We start from the raw sequence: 15,075 nt of genomic DNA, 5'->3' as shown, positions 1-15,075 counted from the left end.
CACAACAGATACGAGACTGACCGCATCTGCCTGGTCGGCAAGGTCAGTTTAGGCCTATTTATGAGGCAATTGCAAAACGCCGAGCCGAAATTCTGAATGTTTTTCCATCATATTTGCTCCGCCGTCCGGCTGACCGAACTCACTGCATGAGGATGGCTTCGACCGGAGTGGAAGCCACGGAGGACTGTTCCACCTGAGTGATACCCAGCAGGTTGGCCACCTCTTGGGCAGTGGCCTTATCGGCCTCGTCACGGTAGCGAACCGTGCTCACGCCAGGCAGTGCATCTTGCGGGTTGGATGCCGTGACCGCAGTGTAACCGGCATTGACCAGAACCTGGCGCTTCTTGCCGGCATACCCGTTGACCCTGGTTCCGTTGATGACAGTGACCTGCGTGCCCCGGTTGACCACGGGAGCCGGGCTGCTGCTGGAAGCGCTCGCTGAAGGCGACTGGGAGGAAGGCTCGGAAGTTTGTTCTTGGGAGGCTTGATCAGTAGCGGTCGCACTGCTTGAAGCAGAAGAAGATGCTGAACGCTTCGGCAGATGGCTGCTGATGACCCGGGAGGCTTCGGTATGCGTCTGCTGCCAGGGCAGGGAACCGCTGACCGCAGCCCATACGCCCAGACCGCACAGCACCGCCAAGACAACCACCAGCAGGTAGGGCAAAGCCCTCACCGACAGGGAACGAGGCCCGCGATGCACGCCGACTGGCCCCTTGGGAGGGTTGTCGAACGCATCATGAACCTGAGGGCGCGCCTGCGTCCCATTGTCGCGCGTGCTAGCCATGAACTCTCCTCTGCTCCACCGGATCCTGAACCATTATAAGTAATGCGTCGTCGGGTCAACATTCAACTGACCATTCGACGTCCTCCGCCAACCCTGAAATGGCCGAAGCAGTCATGACCGGCCCATATCGCCAAGCGATATAGTGACCTTATGAACAGCAGCCAGCCTATTGCCGCAACCTCCCCTGAGCCGACGAACCGAACCGGTACCAACCCTTCGACCATAGCAGGAGGCCAGGGCCGGCCCCACCGCAAACCTCTGAGCGCCCTGGTGGATCCCGGCTGGGCCCGTGCTCTGGCACCTGTCGAACCCAACATTCACCGAATGGGTGACTTCCTCAGATCCGAGCTGGCCCAGGGCCACCGCTATCTGCCTGCCAGCAAGAACATCCTGCGCGCCTTTACCATCCCCTTCGACTCCATCAAGGTCCTCATCGTGGGCCAGGACCCATATCCGACCCCCGGGCATCCGGTGGGACTGAGCTTCTGCGTGGACCCTGCGGTCAGCCCCATCCCCGGCTCCCTGCGCAATATCTACGCCGAGCTGAGCTCCGACCTGGGCCTGCCCACGCCTTCCAATGGCGATCTGACGCCTTGGACCAGGCGAGGGGTCATGCTGCTCAACCGCTGCCTGACTGTACGGGTTGGCAAGCCGGCCAGCCACCGGAACAAGGGCTGGGAGGAGATCACCGACGCAGCCATCCGTGCCCTGAACGACAGACGCGACCAGGAGGGCAAGGTCCGGCCCCTGGTGGCCATTCTTTGGGGACGGCAGGCCCAGAGCCTAGAGCCTCTGCTGACCAACGCAGCCATCATCAAATCCCCGCATCCCAGCCCCCTTTCGGCCCGGTACGGCTTCTTTGGATCCCGCCCATTCTCCAAGGCCAACCAAGCGCTGGAGGCCATGGGCGCCCAGCCGGTGGACTGGTCCCTGACCTGAGTCCTGCTGGCTGAGTCGTCAGGAAATGCCGTTACCATGTCTGCTATGCCATTATTCCCACCTCGACCCAGTCAGTCCCCATCTGTTCAGCCCGGTAAAGACCGGCAGGTTCCGCCAATCAGCCAGGACGACCTGCAACGTTGCCGTCAGTTGGCCGACCGGATCCGGACCCGCTTTTCAAGGACTCTGGTAGGTCAGGAGAACCTGCGCGAGGCTCTGATCCTGACGCTGGTGGCCTCTGGACACATCCTGATCGAATCCGTGCCCGGCCTGGCCAAGACCACCGCTGCCCAGACCCTGGCCACCTCGGTCTCCGGTAGCTTTAAACGGATCCAGTGCACACCCGACCTGATGCCCTCGGATCTGGTAGGTACCCAGGTCTACGACTTCTCCACACAGCGTTTTTCCACACAGCTGGGCCCGGTTCACGCCAACTTCGTCCTTTTGGACGAGATCAACCGTTCCAACGCCAAGACCCAGTCGGCCATGCTTGAGGCCATGGCCGAGGGCGCGACCACCATCGGCGGCGAACGCGTAGCCCTGCCCCAGCCCTTCATGGTGATCGCCACTCAGAACCCCATCGAAGAAGAGGGCACATACAACCTGCCCGAAGCCCAGATGGACCGGTTCATGCTCAAGGCAGTCATGACCTATCCCGATGCCGACCAGGAGACGCGAATGCTGCAGATGCTGACCACCCGTGGCACCGACATGCCCGGCAAGGACGATCGGGACGCATTGACCATCGCCGATGTGGACTTCCTGAGGCAGAAGGCCCGGCAGGTTCACGTGGCACAGCCCATCATGCGATATGCGGTCGATCTGGCAGCCACCAGCAGGGGTGCAGGTTCGCGGCCCATCCAAGGGCTGGCCGAGCAGGTGAGACTGGGAGCCAGTCCACGCGCCTCCATCGCCCTAGTGCGCATCGGCCAGGCCAGAGCCCTGCTGACAGGCAGGGATTACGTCATTCCCGAGGATCTGAAAGACTGGGCCCATTCGGTGCTCCGCCACCGGATCCTCCTGACCTTTGAGGCCCAGGCCGACGGCATCAGCAGCGACGATATCATCGACCAGATCGTCGACAGGGTGCCAGTGCCATGAGCCGTCGACGCCCGTATCGCGACCCGGTCCGCAGACGGATCGAGTCCTTGGACACCAGTCTGCGGCTTCCCACGGTACGCAGGGCCTTGGGCCTGTTAGAGGGCGAGCACTCCTCCGGCCGTCGCGGCGGTGGAGATGAGCGTGCCGACTTACGTGCCTATGAATTCGGAGACGAAACCCGCATGATCGACTGGCACGCCAGCGCACGGGTGGGTCGGCCCATGGTGGTCGAGCGCGAACGCCTGGTCACGAGCAAGGTCTGGCTGCTGCTGGACGTCGGCCGTGAGATGTCAGGAACATGTCCAGACGGGGAGCAGGCCATCCAGGTGGCCGCCAACGCCCTGTGCATGTTCGCTTCCCTCTGCCTGCGCCGCAGCGATGAGGTGGACCTGGTCCTGGTCGATTCATCCGCTATCCGCCGCATACCCTGCCAGGGCGGCTTCGCCCGATTCGAGCAGACCCTGGACCGGGCTCTGGAGTCGCCCTTGGATCAGCCGCGCAACCTTGAAGCCTTGCTGGGCTACGCCGCCGGCATCCAGGACCGGCAGGCCATGCTGGTCATCGCCACCGACCAGTCGGCATTGAACGTTGACCTGATGCCGACCATCCGACGGTTGGCCACCACCCACCCCTTGAATCTCATAGGAGTGGAGACCATGAATCCCCTGCGCCAGCAGCCCACAACGGGCTCGGTAATGGATGCGCCCAGCGGACGGAAGATCCCGGCCTTCCTGCGGACAGCGAACGGGACACGAGCTGTGGACCTGCACAGGCGCTATCAGATAGAGGCCTTCGGACGGGAATCGTCCAGAATCGGAGCCTCGCTGATCCGGGCCGACTCCAGCACAGCCATGTTCAACAGGTTCATTCGCCTACTTTCAGCCGGTCGACCAGGCATCCCCAAACGACGGACAGGGATGCCGGCATGAGCCATGTCGTCCTGACGCATCTTGCGTCCGGTCATGGCCGAATCAAGGTCACGCCCACCATGCCCCAGCCCGCCTGGTTGCTGGCTCTGACGGCGACTGTCGTCGTACTGGCCTTGGCTTTGGCCGCAACGGCCCTTCTCCTGCCCAAGTTCCGTCGTCAGCAGGGGAAGCATACGGTCCAAGCGAACCCCGACTCCCGCAATGCATGGCATCAGCGGATCGATCAAGTGGTGGCCCAGTACGACAGTGGCCGTCTGGACCGCGACCAAGCCATGACGGCACTGGCCACCATCGCTCGTGGATTCGCTTCCCGCTCCTGGAACAACGATATGAAAACCAAGACTCTAGCTGAAATCAAGGCTCAGCCCCGCACGCCGAGTACCCGGCAGGGCCTTGACCTGCTTCGGCAGACCATAGATGCCCTTTACCCGCCTGAATTTGCCCTCCCCCGGGACAGCGCGGGAACCGACGCCACGGTGAATCAGGCAGCCGACTGGGTACGGGATCTGATCGAACGGTGGCCTCGATGAGCATAGGCAATTTGTCTTGGAGGTGGCCCTGGCTGCCGGTTCTGGCCTTGATCCTGGCCCTGGCGTTCAGCCTGCTGGCTTACCGTATGGCGCGTCATGGCAAGCCAGATCAGGAACCGGAAGCTCGGGTCTGGACCTTGAACAGCGACCTGGACACCGAGGAGGGCCATGAGGCCCTTCGGCGCTGGCGGCGATTGAACCGTTGGGCTGCGGTCCTGCTCTCTTTGGCCCTGCTGATGGCTCTGAGCCTTGCTGCAAGGCCCTCCCGGGTCGATCGAACCTTGGAGCAAGGCCATAACCGCGATATTGTTCTATGCCTGGACGTGTCCGGGTCCACCCTGCCCTACGACCGGCAGGTTATCGCCTCCTACCTTGATTTGGTCCGCAACTTCCGGGGCGAACGCATGGCTCTGAGCATATTCAACTCCACCTCACGCACCGTCTTCCCTCTGACCGACGACTATGACATGATCACAGCCGAATTGAGCAAGGCGCGGCGGATCCTGGACGGGGTGCAGTCCCAGGACCGCATCGATGCCATGAGCGGACGACAGTACCAGGACATCAGCGACTGGCTGGAGGGTACGCAGAACCGCCGGGACACCACATCCCTGATTGGTGACGGGCTGGTGGGCTGCGCCGCGCTCCTGCCGCAATTCGCACCCAGGGACCAGATCAGACCGGCAAAGGCCGACCAACGGTCGAGCTCCCTGGTACTGGCCACCGATAACGTGGTCTCCGGCAAACCCACATACACCCTAGAGGAGGCGCTCAAGCTGACCTCGGCCGCAGGAATCGCGGTGGACGGTCTCTATTCGGGACCGGACCAGGGCACCAAGGATGAAAGCACCCGGCAGATGCAGCGGCTGATCGAAGCGCAGGGCGGCATCTTCCTGCGACGGCAGGATGGCAACTCCATCAACGCGCTTGTCCGCCAGATTGAGCACCGACACGGAGCCGACCCACGTCAACAAGAGCAGTCCAGCCTGGTGGATGCACCCGGCTGGTGGACCTTGGTCCTGGCCCTGGCACTATCGGGATATCTACTCCTGGCCTGGAGACTGAAGCGATGAATATACTCAAGTCCCTGACCTTTGAGCCTGCCTTGGGCTGGGTGGCCGGCGGCCTTCTGGCGGGCCTGCTGTTGCTCCTGGCCATCGCGCTGGTCATCCATGGACTGCGCAAGGGGCAGGATACGGACGCCGATCGCTGGGCCCTGACCCGGCGCACCGCCATGGTCCTGATCCTGGCCCTCATGGTCCTGACCCCCAGCACGGTCAGCAAGACCACTAATAAAGCCATCAACGCCACTGATGTTTTCATTGCGGTTGACGTAACCGGATCCATGGCGGTCAAGGATGCTGGATATGGCAACCAGGGAGGAATGAGCCGACTGGATGCGGCCCGGGCAGCTGTCCACGAACTGACACGCACCTACCCCGATGCCTCTTTCTCGGCCCTAAGCTTCGGCGCTTCGGCCAGCGTTGATCTGCCCCTGACACCCGACGTTCGGGCTGTGGACAACTGGGCCAGGGGGCTGGCTACAGAGCCCACATCCCGATCCTCCGGCTCCAGCCTCGATGCTCCGCTGGATCGCCTGAGCCTGGTCTTGAAACAGACCAAGGACCGGCATCCGGACGACCGAATTCTGCTCTACCTGATCAGCGACGGCGAACAGACCGGATCTGATGAACGACGATCCTTCAGCGTCCTCAGGGAAGGTCTGGACGATGCCTTTGTGCTGGGAACCGGCTCGACCAAGGGTGGCATGGTGCCCTTGAGCTCCGATGTCGGCGGAAGCGATGCCGACGGCTGGGTGACGGACCCAAAGACCGGCCAGCCGGGCATCTCCGTCATGGATCCGAAAACCCTCAAGGCCATGGCCGACGAGATGAGCGGCCACTATCAGGCCTTGACCAAGGGGACGACCTTGCGTGAGGGGAGTACGGCTGCAGCTTCCAAGCGCTACCGGGTGACCAAGGTAGACCAGGTCCGCCAGCATGTCACCCCGCTGGTCTGGCCGCTGGCACTGGTGGAGCTGGTCCTGATCCTGATTGAGGCGGGGCTCTGGATTCGCACTTCGAGGAGACTGTTATGAGCAGGAAGTCCCAGCAAGACGCAAGGAGCGGCCGCCGCCTGCGAGTGCGCCTGATTTTGGGTGGCTTGGCCTTGGTTGCAGCCCTGGCCGGAGCCTGGGGCCTGATCAACGTCAAAGCCATCGCCAACTATAACGAGGGCACGCGCACGCTGAGCACCAACGTTCGACAGGTCCAAAACCCCCAGGCCGATCCAGCATCCATCAAGGCTTTGCAGGACCAGGCCGAGCATCTCTTTGCCCAGGTCGAACGGCCGGGACCCCTGATTCTGCCGCAGACCAGACAGGCTGCCCAGGCCAACCGAGCTGCCAACGCTGCGCTGACCAGCCGCACGGAGCGTCTGCTCAAAAATCAGAAGGCCAATAAGGCCCAGGACGGACAGAGGGGATCAGGCAAGGGCTCCTCCTCGGGACTAACCAAGCAGCAGGAGGCCGAGGTAGAGGATCTGCTCAGGCGCAACCAGCAGCAGAGCGAACCGTCTGCCTCCCCCACGCCGTCAGGCCAGGCGAGTGACAATAAGGGTCAGGGGAAGAACGTCAAACCCTGGTGACCGGCCGCACACAGCCTTTCGCGTGAGTCGTCCCAACGCCTCCTTTCATGCAAATCAATCCTCATGCAGACGAACCTCTCTCAGCCATCTGACTGACAGAATCAAGAATTAGCGGTAAATCCGTCCACAGCCAGATGAATCGGACCTCATTCGACCACATGGCCCTACTGGGATCATTTCAGGAGGATCGCCATGTTGTAGTAGAGGCATGTATAGGTCATCCTCATCACTGCCCGCCCTGAGCCCCTTCCTGGAACAACCCTCCTACCTGGCTGATCCGGACTCAGCTGGATCCTGCCCCTGTCATGCACGGACAGCCCGCTGTCGGACCTTGCTGTCCGACATGGTACGACAGTCGCGAGCCACTCTGGTCCATCTGAGTGAATTAGCCGACCAGGCTCTGAGGATCGACTGGCAAGGGCGGGCCGCTGAAGCCTATCGGGCCCAGGTGCGGGCCATGGATGCCCTCTGCCAGGACCAGCGCGTCCAGGCAGGACGTACCCTAAGCCTGATTGATCAAGAGAGCCGGCCATGAAGCGGACGATAACCGCTGCCCCCGATGCCAATGGCTATACACGAGCCGAACTGGACCATCTGACCGGCATGGCAGACCGACTCAACCAGGCAGGTGGTGCCCTGGCCACCTTGCAGTCCCAATGGGTTCTGACCAATCAGGCCATCCGCAGAACCATGCCGGGACTGCCGACTCTCCCCTGCGCCCAGGCTGCCATGCCGCTGCCGGATCATGCCCATCTGCCCCTGGATCTGATGGTGACCTTCTGCAATAACCAGGCCGAAGCCTGCAGAGATCTGCGCACCCAGCTCCAGTCTGTGGCCGACAAGCTGACCAAGGCCTACGGGCTGTATTCGCAGGCTGAATCATTCATGGACAGGCTGATGAACTCCCTGATGTCCAAAGCCTTGACCGTCTTTCAACCCATTGCCCCGTTCATGCTGGGATCCATCGGCTTGGGCCTGGGAGCAGCCAAACTGACTGATCACCTGGACGCATCGCAACTCCAGGAATTCCTGGAAACCACGGCCAGCATCCAACAGCCCCTGCTGAACGCCGTCGCATCCGGCCTGTCCTCGGACCATCATGATCCCATTGGCGGATTGGTCACCGGCCCTGGCCTGCTGATGCCTTTGATACTCGCTCATTTTCAGGGTGACCAGATTGCGATGGATCCTGTTCAGCCACAGGGCAAAGGATTAGGCGAGGCCAATGACATAGCCGGTGCTTTACACAACCTGGAGACCCTGGGATCCTGCCGGGACGGCATTCCCTATTCCACCATCGCCGTACAGCGCTATCGAAAGGCCGACGGCAAAGACCACTGGCTGGTCTACATACCCGGCACCAGCTCCCATCTGGACTCCCCCATCGGATGGGCCCAGAACATCCAGCTCATGAGTGACAAGGCCTCAGTGCGCGACAGGGCGGCATCCCTGCGTCTAGTAGACCAGGCCATGCAGGATGCAGGGGTGCGCCCGCACGATCCGGTCAGCCTGGTGGGCCATTCCCAGGGCGGCATCGTGGCCGCCACCATGGCCTCGGATCTTTCGGACCGCTACCGCTTTGATCACATCGTGACCGTCGGATCGCCCATTGCCCATCGCCAGATAGAATCAGACACCTGGGTCACCAGCGTGGAGATGCGCGAAGAACTGGTCTCCAGCCTTGATGGAGCAGACAACTCCTCCCGACCCAACCAGCTGACAGTCAGGGGAAGAGCGGGCGGACCTCCCCCTCCAGGCAGCCATCAGACTGGCAGGACAGTGACCACTGCCGGACCCGGCAAAGAATCCACCCACGGTATGGCCTACCAGCAGGCGGCCTGGGCCGATGCCCGAGATCAGAATTCACCGGCAGTAGAACGTCAGGACGACCATTTCGCCCATGCCATCGAGGGCGATCTGCAGGAGACTCGCTACTACCGAGGCAGGCTGCGGCAATGAGCCGGACACGCGCGCCACCAGGAGTGTCCATGCCGTTCCTGCTGGTTGACCCGGTCGTCTAGGCTGGAGGCATGAACCTGAGCCGAATCACCCCAGTCATCCCCCTCAATCCCTTGGACGGACGTTACCGCAGACAGACTGCCGATCTGGTGGAATATCTGAGCGAACCTGCCTTGAACCGCGAGCGCATGCGGGTCGAGGTCGAATGGATGATCATGCTGGCCAACGGCTACCAGGGCAACGGCCAGCATCCGGTTCTACCGGGCGTAAAGCCTCTGACCGAGGCAGAACAGGCCTATCTACGAGCCATACCCGAGGATTTCGATGCCGACGGCATCGCCGAACTGGCGGGCATCGAAGCCCAGACGCACCACGATGTCAAAGCTGTGGAATACTACATCGACCGCCGTCTGGAGGCAGCAGCCACAGCACTTCGCCGCGAGTCCCAACTGCCGAGGCTGACACCCTTGGTCCATTTCGCCTGCACCAGCGAGGACATCAACAACCTGGCCTATGCCCGTTGCATCCGAGGCGGAGTCGAACAGGTCTGGCTCCCCAAGGCCACCCGGATCGAGGATCATCTGGCTACCATGGCGGAACAATACCGTGATTTGCCCATGCTCGCCCTGACCCATGGCCAGCCGGCCACACCCACTACCCTGGGCAAGGAGATGGCGGTCTATGTCCACCGACTGCACCGGCAGTTGGACCGGATCCGCAATCAAGACTACATGGGCAAGATGAATGGCGCCACTGGAACCTTTGGCGCACATCTGGCCGCCCTGCCGCAGGTGGATTGGATCGATCTGACTCGGACTTTCATCGTGGAACGAATGGGCCTGGTCTGGAACCCACTGACCACCCAGATAGAGTCCCACGACTGGCAGGCCGAGCTCTTCAGCAACATTGCTCACCTGGGCCGGATCCTGCACAACCTGGCTGTAGATGTCTGGATGTATATCTCCCGCGGCGTCTTCGCCCAGGAACCCGTCAAAGGCGCGACAGGGTCCAGCACCATGCCCCACAAGGTCAACCCCATACGCTTCGAAAACGCCGAAGCCAATCTGGAGATCTCAGGAGCCCTGCTGGACACCCTGGCCACCACCCTGACCGAAACCCGCTGGCAGCGGGACCTGACCGACTCCACCACCCAGCGCAACTTCGGTTCGGCCCTGGGCTACAGCCTGCTGGCTCTGGACAACCTGGACGGCGGCCTGCAGACCATCCATCCTGACAAGGCCCTGATGGCCCGCGAGCTGGACAGCAACTGGGAGGTCCTGGGCGAGCCCATACAGACGGCAATGCGAGCCGCTGGATTGGCTGGACGTACAGGCATGGATCATCCCTATGAGCAGGTCAAGGAGCTGATGCGGGGCAAGAGGATCGGCAGAGAGGATGTCGAACGCTTCATCGATGGCCTGGACCTGGACCAGGACACGGCAAGTCGGCTCAAGGCCTTGACACCGGCAACCTACACCGGCGCAGCCGGAACCTTGGTGGACTTCGATCGCGACTGACCATGACACCGTCCCAGTCGACCATTACTCCCGAGGACACCGATTCCGCTGACCCTGTACAGGCAGATCAGGTCGTCATCCGGGATACCCCGCCCCAACGGGTCCATGACGCTGAGGACCTGCTTCGAGCCCTGGCAGCTCTGATCCTGGGAATTCTTGTCACCCTGGCAGCCATCTACTTGAAAGGCATAGCCGCAGGGGTCGAGTCCGACATGCGCCAGGCCGGCAATGCCATGGACTGGCTCATGGACGTACCCACCGCCTTCCTGCAGCAGGCAGTCACGGTGACCGTGGTCCTGGCCGTGCTTATCCACCTGCTGGTCAACAGGGAGTGGGTCCAGGCCATCACTGCCCCCTTGGCCATGTTCTTAGGGTTCGGGCTGGTCATGCTGACCTCCAACCTGATCCTGAAAGCGGGCAACCCCACCCTGATCGCCTCATTCAGCTCCCAGAACGCCATAGGATCGCCCGTTCTGCTGCCTGACTTCTATGCCGGTCTGGCAGCCTTCCTGAGCGCAGCAGGACCCCGTCGACTGCGCAGCTCGGTCAAATGGGGATGGAACGCTCTATACGTCGTGGCCGTCATCATGGTCGCCATATCCTCCAATTCGGCCAGCGGCGTCCTGGCCTCGCTGATTCTGGGACGGATCGTGGGCATGGTCATCCGATACCTGGCGGGCACGCAGAACAAGGGCGCCTGGGGGCAGGGAGTGGTACAGGCCATAGCCTCCATCGGCATCCACGCCGCCAGCCTGGAACGTCAGGATCCCAGTCTGGACTCTGATGGCCAGCCCTTGCCCGCCCTCGACGACGACCTTATCGAAGCCTCCCGCATCTACAGGGCCCAAGACAGGGATGGCCGCAACTACACGGTGTCGGTCATGGACGGCCAGCTGCACACCATGGGCTATCTGATGCAGCTCTGGCAGTGGATCAAGCTGTCCGGAGTCTCCATGCGCCGGGACAGGTCGGTCAGAAACTCCATGCAACACCACATGGCTATGCTGGCTGAATTGCGAGACCTGGAGCTGACTGCCCTGCACCCTTATGGCCTGGCTGAGAGCGCGGAATCCTCAATCCTGGTCCTGGAGGATGATGTCCACCTTCGGCCCTTGGAACCCGGGAGTTTGGACACAGACAGGGCCGAGCAGCTGATGGACTACCTTCGCCGGGCCAACGAGCGCGGCTTTACACACCGCCGCATACGCCCGGAGACTCTGGCCATGGACCAGTCAGGCTCCATGGTCATCGCCGGCTGGGAGAACGGCGACAGCGCCAGCTCACAGGCCAACATCGCCCTGGACCGGATCCAACTTCTGACCTTGATTGCCACGCTGATCGGCGTAGATCAAGCCATCGAGGCGGCCCGTGCCTCCTGGGGGGTCAAGACCCTGGTGAGCCTGTCGCCCTTCTGCCAGATGGTGGCCATTCCCTCACAGACCCAGGCCCTGCCCGGCTGGGATCGACAGATTCTGACTGACCTGCGCAAACAGTTGCAGGCCCTGGCTCCTCCTGAGTCGGTGGCGGAGACCGGTCAGGTGACCCTCTCGCGTTTCAGCCTGCGCAGCTTCGTAGCCCTGGCCCTGTTGGTAGTAGCGGTGGCGGTCATCGTCACCCAGTTCAACCTGCCCCAAGTCATCAGTGCCGTCCGCAACGCCAACCCTTGGATGGCCGGACTGTCCTTCCTGCTGGGGTCGCTGTCCTGGGTAGGCTGTGCCATCACTCTGGGAGTCTTCATCGACCCTGCCAAGCGCGACTTCAGAGGCATCTTCCTGTCCCAGGTCGCCTCCTCGTTCACCTCGGTCTCCATGCCCGCCGGGGTAGGACCGGCCTTCGTCAATTTGCAGTTCCTGCGGCGGGACGGTTATGACAACACCATGGCCACAGCCATCATGAGCGCTGTGGTGGCCGTCCAGTTCGCAACGACTTTCTGCCTGCTGATCGTCATCGGCCTCTTTACCGGCCGCAACACCCTATCCGGTATGATCCCCACCAACACCCTGGTCATCGTCATCGGAACGGTAGCCATCATCGCGGCCCTGATCATGGCCGTGCCTTACACGAGGCGGCTGGTCATGGAGCGACTGATGCCCATCGTGGCCTCCTACGCCCGCCACCTTGTAGAGATTCTGACTCAGCCCAGGCAGCTTGTGGTGGCCGTGCTTGGGGCCGTGCTGCAGTCAGCCGCCCTGGGCATGAGTTTCTGGGCCGCCCTGATGGCCTTCGGTTGCAGGACCAACGTTTTCGAGACCACCTTCGTCTTCCTCCTGGCCAACACGCTAGGCTCGGCTGTCCCCACCCCTGGTGGCCTGGGAGCCATAGAGGCGGTGCTGTTCTCGGCCTTCCGTCTGGCCGGCGTTCCCTCGGGCGTGGCCATCTCGGCCACTCTGGTCTTCCGAGTGGTCACCTACTGGCTGCGCATCCCCCTTGGAGCCCTGGCCATGCGCTGGCTGAGCAGCCATAATCGCATCTGAAGAGCCCTTCGGACAGCCCTAATCTCTCGGACCTCAAAAATCGCTTGATGAAATGTCGGAAACCCCCGGAAAATGCGGTGTTTGGGCCTAATCTGCGGTAATATCAGTCATTGACCGTTGGGCTTTCCCCAAATCAAGCAATGGGAGGCCCCCGAAAGAAGGATGTTCTATGGCATACAACAAGTCTGATCTCGTTTCGAAGATTGCGCAGAAGTCCAACCTGACCAAGGCTCAGGCAGAAGCTGCTGTCAACGCCTTCCAGGATGTCTTCGTCGAAGCCATGAAGTCCGGCGAGGGTCTGAAGCTGACCGGTCTGTTCTCGGCTGAGCGTGTCAAGCGCGCCGCCCGCACCGGCCGCAACCCCCGCACCGGTGAGACCATCAAGATTCCGGCCAGCTATGGCGTGCGTATCTCTGCCGGCTCGCTGCTGAAGAAGGCCGTCACCAACAAGAAGTGAAATCAGCCTTTCTGCAAGGGCCCTGGTATCCATCCACGGATACCGGGGCCCTTCTTGTTATATCAGGCCTGACGAAGCCTCTCACTGCAGACAAAACCTTAGGCACGCGGCTCTGCGGCACTCTTCAGGAAATCCATCAGGGAGCGGTATCGGGACGGGCCCAGGTGGTCGAAGGGGTCGGGCAGGTCCACCTCGACTCGGTGAGAACCACCCAGGACCAGGTGGCTCCAGTCGCATGACCATGTGCGTGTCCCCCGGTCTGCGGCGCGGACGAAGTCGCCACGCAGACGGGCCCGCGTATCCTCTGGAGGTTGATCCATGGCGCGCTCTACCTCGGAGTCGTCGACCGGTGAGCGCATGAGCCCATGCCTGACCAAGCCAGGGTAGGATCTTCCCGCGCTCAAATCGTGATAGTCCAAGTCCAAAGCCTGGGCCAGATCGCGCCCGGTGCCACGTCGACTCAGCCCCTGGAGCAGCCGCAGTTTGGCGGCCCAGTCCACCCAGTCGGCCAGGTCCTGCCAACGCCCCGCGTCCAACACATCCAAGGCAATCCTCCAAAGTTGCAGGGCATGCAGAGCCTGGGACCGGTCGATGCCTATATCCTCCTGTTGGTCCACCAAGGCCTTGCAGGCTGACCAATAGGCCTCTTGCAGACCCAGAGCACTGATGCCGCCGGTCTTCGTCGAAGCCTCCAGCTCCAGGTTGACCCGGCCGGTCCGATCCCGGCTGACGGCTCGGACGGCTGCGCCAGGATCGGCCAGGGCCCAGTCGGCCAGGTCTGGCCTGCGGCCTTGACGGCAGGCTTGCTCAACCAGGTTGAGGACCAGGTGAGTGCTGGCCATCTTGAACCAGGCAGCCAGCGGCGACCGGTTGGTATCCCCTACGATCACATGCAGACGCCGCCATCGTTCAGAATCGGCCAGAGGCTCGTCACGGGTGTTGACCATGGGACGGGCGCGGGTAGTGGCCGAGGATACCGCTTCATCAAGAAAGTCAGCCCGCTGGCTGAGCTGGAACCCATCGGGGCTGAGACGACCCGCCCCGGTGATCAGCTGCCGCGTGACAAGAAAAGGAACCAGACAGGCTCCAATCATGTCCAAGGGGACCCTTCGGTCCAGCAGGTAATTCTCATGGCAGCCAAAGGCATGGCCCTGGGCATCCACGTTGTTGGCAAATACATGAACCTCTACAGGCCTGCCCAGGTTCTCCGACAGGTACCTCACGGCATGCTCCGCAAGGTCGGTCATGATTCGTTCCCCGGCCAGCACCTGAGTCAGGGCTGTCAGTGGATCACGGGCCTCTGCCGTGGCATACTCCGGGTGGGAGCCTACGTCCAGGTAGAGTCGGGCACCGTTGGGCAAATAGATGTTGGTTGACCCGTGCTTCTCAATCAGAGGGCGGAACATGGCCATGGCTACCCTTCCGGCAGCATATGGGCCACTGGTGCCGGTCAGGCTCAGTCCATACTCGGTCTCGATGCCGAATATCCTGCGAAAGTCCGAGTCAGTCCCCTGCCCGTCCGCCATGGATCACTGGCCGCCCTTCTGGACGAAGCCCTGTACATACTCCTTGGCATTGGTCTCCAGGGTGGTCTCAATGTCATCCAGGACGGCATCCAGGTCGGATCCAGCCGCCTGGACCTGTTCCTGTGCCCCAGTCTGCGGCAGATCCTCTACCTGCTCCTGCTGCTGCCCGGCTGCCATGCGCCGCCCCTGCTGGGATGCCTCAGCCATGGTCGC

The 15,075-nt window shown here is 62.1% G+C and carries 15 protein-coding genes; 12 read left to right on the top strand and 3 right to left on the bottom strand.

The window, feature by feature from the left end; translation table 11 throughout:
• Nucleotides 1–139: 139 nt before the first annotated feature.
• Nucleotides 140–784 (bottom strand): LytR C-terminal domain-containing protein, encoded by a 645-nt coding sequence (locus tag H3T93_RS00920; RefSeq protein WP_110425493.1) that lies wholly within the window; start codon nt 782–784, stop codon nt 140–142.
• 150 nt (nt 785–934) lie between these two features.
• Here H3T93_RS00920 and H3T93_RS00915 point away from each other — a divergent pair, with 150 nt between their 5' ends.
• From H3T93_RS00915 to H3T93_RS00860, 12 genes are all read left to right on the top strand, one after another.
• A complete protein-coding gene (locus H3T93_RS00915) occupies nt 935–1,723 on the top strand; it encodes a uracil-DNA glycosylase (RefSeq protein WP_232348590.1) in 789 nt (262 codons plus the stop codon).
• Between the two features lie 36 nt (nt 1,724–1,759).
• Entirely contained in the window at nt 1,760–2,824 is a 1,065-nt protein-coding gene (locus H3T93_RS00910; RefSeq protein WP_144177379.1) for an AAA family ATPase, read from the top strand.
• On the top strand, nt 2,821–3,753 hold the full coding sequence (locus H3T93_RS00905; protein ID WP_144177381.1) for a DUF58 domain-containing protein: 933 nt from the start codon (nt 2,821–2,823) through the stop codon (nt 3,751–3,753). The genes H3T93_RS00910 and H3T93_RS00905 overlap by 4 nt, the downstream gene beginning before the upstream one ends.
• Nucleotides 3,750–4,283 carry a hypothetical protein gene (locus H3T93_RS00900; RefSeq protein ID WP_144177383.1) on the top strand — a complete coding sequence of 178 codons (534 nt, stop codon included), beginning with the start codon at nt 3,750–3,752 and terminating at the stop codon, nt 4,281–4,283. The genes H3T93_RS00905 and H3T93_RS00900 overlap by 4 nt, the downstream gene beginning before the upstream one ends.
• Nucleotides 4,280–5,356: a vWA domain-containing protein gene (locus tag H3T93_RS00895; protein WP_144177385.1), complete on the top strand. Its 1,077-nt coding sequence runs from the start codon at nt 4,280–4,282 to the stop codon at nt 5,354–5,356. The genes H3T93_RS00900 and H3T93_RS00895 overlap by 4 nt, the downstream gene beginning before the upstream one ends.
• Nucleotides 5,353–6,381 (top strand): vWA domain-containing protein, encoded by a 1,029-nt coding sequence (locus H3T93_RS00890; protein WP_144177387.1) that lies wholly within the window; start codon nt 5,353–5,355, stop codon nt 6,379–6,381. Before H3T93_RS00895 ends, H3T93_RS00890 begins: the two co-directional genes overlap by 4 nt.
• Nucleotides 6,378–6,929, top strand: a complete 552-nt coding sequence (locus H3T93_RS00885) for a DUF6466 family protein (RefSeq protein ID WP_144177389.1) — start codon at nt 6,378–6,380, stop codon at nt 6,927–6,929. The genes H3T93_RS00890 and H3T93_RS00885 overlap by 4 nt, the downstream gene beginning before the upstream one ends.
• Nucleotides 6,930–7,137: 208 nt before the next feature.
• Nucleotides 7,138–7,464 (top strand): hypothetical protein, encoded by a 327-nt coding sequence (locus H3T93_RS00880; RefSeq protein WP_144177391.1) that lies wholly within the window; start codon nt 7,138–7,140, stop codon nt 7,462–7,464.
• On the top strand, nt 7,461–8,888 hold the full coding sequence (locus tag H3T93_RS00875; RefSeq protein WP_144177393.1) for a PGAP1-like alpha/beta domain-containing protein: 1,428 nt from the start codon (nt 7,461–7,463) through the stop codon (nt 8,886–8,888). The genes H3T93_RS00880 and H3T93_RS00875 overlap by 4 nt, the downstream gene beginning before the upstream one ends.
• Nucleotides 8,889–8,959: 71 nt before the next feature.
• On the top strand, nt 8,960–10,405 hold the full coding sequence (gene purB, locus H3T93_RS00870; protein ID WP_144177395.1) for an adenylosuccinate lyase: 1,446 nt from the start codon (nt 8,960–8,962) through the stop codon (nt 10,403–10,405).
• Nucleotides 10,406–10,407: 2 nt separating this feature from the next.
• Nucleotides 10,408–12,879: a lysylphosphatidylglycerol synthase transmembrane domain-containing protein gene (locus H3T93_RS00865; RefSeq protein ID WP_186363901.1), complete on the top strand. Its 2,472-nt coding sequence runs from the start codon at nt 10,408–10,410 to the stop codon at nt 12,877–12,879.
• Nucleotides 12,880–13,048: 169 nt separating this feature from the next.
• Nucleotides 13,049–13,336 (top strand): HU family DNA-binding protein, encoded by a 288-nt coding sequence (locus tag H3T93_RS00860; protein ID WP_015022121.1) that lies wholly within the window; start codon nt 13,049–13,051, stop codon nt 13,334–13,336.
• A gap of 98 nt (nt 13,337–13,434) precedes the next feature.
• Here H3T93_RS00860 and H3T93_RS00855 read toward each other — a convergent pair whose 3' ends face one another.
• Complete coding sequence (locus H3T93_RS00855) at nt 13,435–14,862, bottom strand: proteasome accessory factor PafA2 family protein (RefSeq protein WP_144177397.1); 1,428 nt, start codon at nt 14,860–14,862, stop codon at nt 13,435–13,437.
• 3 nt (nt 14,863–14,865) lie between these two features.
• Nucleotides 14,866–15,069 (bottom strand): ubiquitin-like protein Pup, encoded by a 204-nt coding sequence (locus tag H3T93_RS00850; RefSeq protein ID WP_144177399.1) that lies wholly within the window; start codon nt 15,067–15,069, stop codon nt 14,866–14,868.
• Between the last annotated feature and the right edge of the window lie 6 nt (nt 15,070–15,075).

It is taken from the genome of Bifidobacterium sp. M0404, assembly GCF_016101415.1.
Lineage (GTDB): Bacteria > Actinomycetota > Actinomycetes > Actinomycetales > Bifidobacteriaceae > Bombiscardovia > Bombiscardovia polysaccharolytica.
Note: the sequence above shows the minus strand (reverse complement) of the source record. Positions and strands in the feature narration are given on the sequence as shown.

What these genes read in the sequence shown, in the direction of transcription:
- H3T93_RS00855 (WP_144177397.1), bottom strand. Translation starts at nt 14,862, where the DNA reads ATGGCGGACGGGCAGGGGACTGACTCGGACTTTCGCAGGATATTCGGC.
- H3T93_RS00920 (WP_110425493.1), bottom strand. Translation starts at nt 784, where the DNA reads ATGGCTAGCACGCGCGACAATGGGACGCAGGCGCGCCCTCAGGTTCAT.
- H3T93_RS00900 (WP_144177383.1), top strand. Translation starts at nt 3,750, where the DNA reads ATGAGCCATGTCGTCCTGACGCATCTTGCGTCCGGTCATGGCCGAATC.
- H3T93_RS00885 (WP_144177389.1), top strand. Translation starts at nt 6,378, where the DNA reads ATGAGCAGGAAGTCCCAGCAAGACGCAAGGAGCGGCCGCCGCCTGCGA.
- H3T93_RS00890 (WP_144177387.1), top strand. Translation starts at nt 5,353, where the DNA reads ATGAATATACTCAAGTCCCTGACCTTTGAGCCTGCCTTGGGCTGGGTG.
- H3T93_RS00850 (WP_144177399.1), bottom strand. Translation starts at nt 15,069, where the DNA reads ATGGCTGAGGCATCCCAGCAGGGGCGGCGCATGGCAGCCGGGCAGCAG.
- H3T93_RS00860 (WP_015022121.1), top strand. Translation starts at nt 13,049, where the DNA reads ATGGCATACAACAAGTCTGATCTCGTTTCGAAGATTGCGCAGAAGTCC.
- H3T93_RS00905 (WP_144177381.1), top strand. Translation starts at nt 2,821, where the DNA reads ATGAGCCGTCGACGCCCGTATCGCGACCCGGTCCGCAGACGGATCGAG.
- H3T93_RS00880 (WP_144177391.1), top strand. Translation starts at nt 7,138, where the DNA reads ATGTATAGGTCATCCTCATCACTGCCCGCCCTGAGCCCCTTCCTGGAA.
- H3T93_RS00865 (WP_186363901.1), top strand. Translation starts at nt 10,408, where the DNA reads ATGACACCGTCCCAGTCGACCATTACTCCCGAGGACACCGATTCCGCT.
- H3T93_RS00910 (WP_144177379.1), top strand. Translation starts at nt 1,760, where the DNA reads ATGTCTGCTATGCCATTATTCCCACCTCGACCCAGTCAGTCCCCATCT.
- H3T93_RS00875 (WP_144177393.1), top strand. Translation starts at nt 7,461, where the DNA reads ATGAAGCGGACGATAACCGCTGCCCCCGATGCCAATGGCTATACACGA.
- H3T93_RS00895 (WP_144177385.1), top strand. Translation starts at nt 4,280, where the DNA reads ATGAGCATAGGCAATTTGTCTTGGAGGTGGCCCTGGCTGCCGGTTCTG.
- H3T93_RS00915 (WP_232348590.1), top strand. Translation starts at nt 935, where the DNA reads ATGAACAGCAGCCAGCCTATTGCCGCAACCTCCCCTGAGCCGACGAAC.
- purB (WP_144177395.1), top strand. Translation starts at nt 8,960, where the DNA reads ATGAACCTGAGCCGAATCACCCCAGTCATCCCCCTCAATCCCTTGGAC.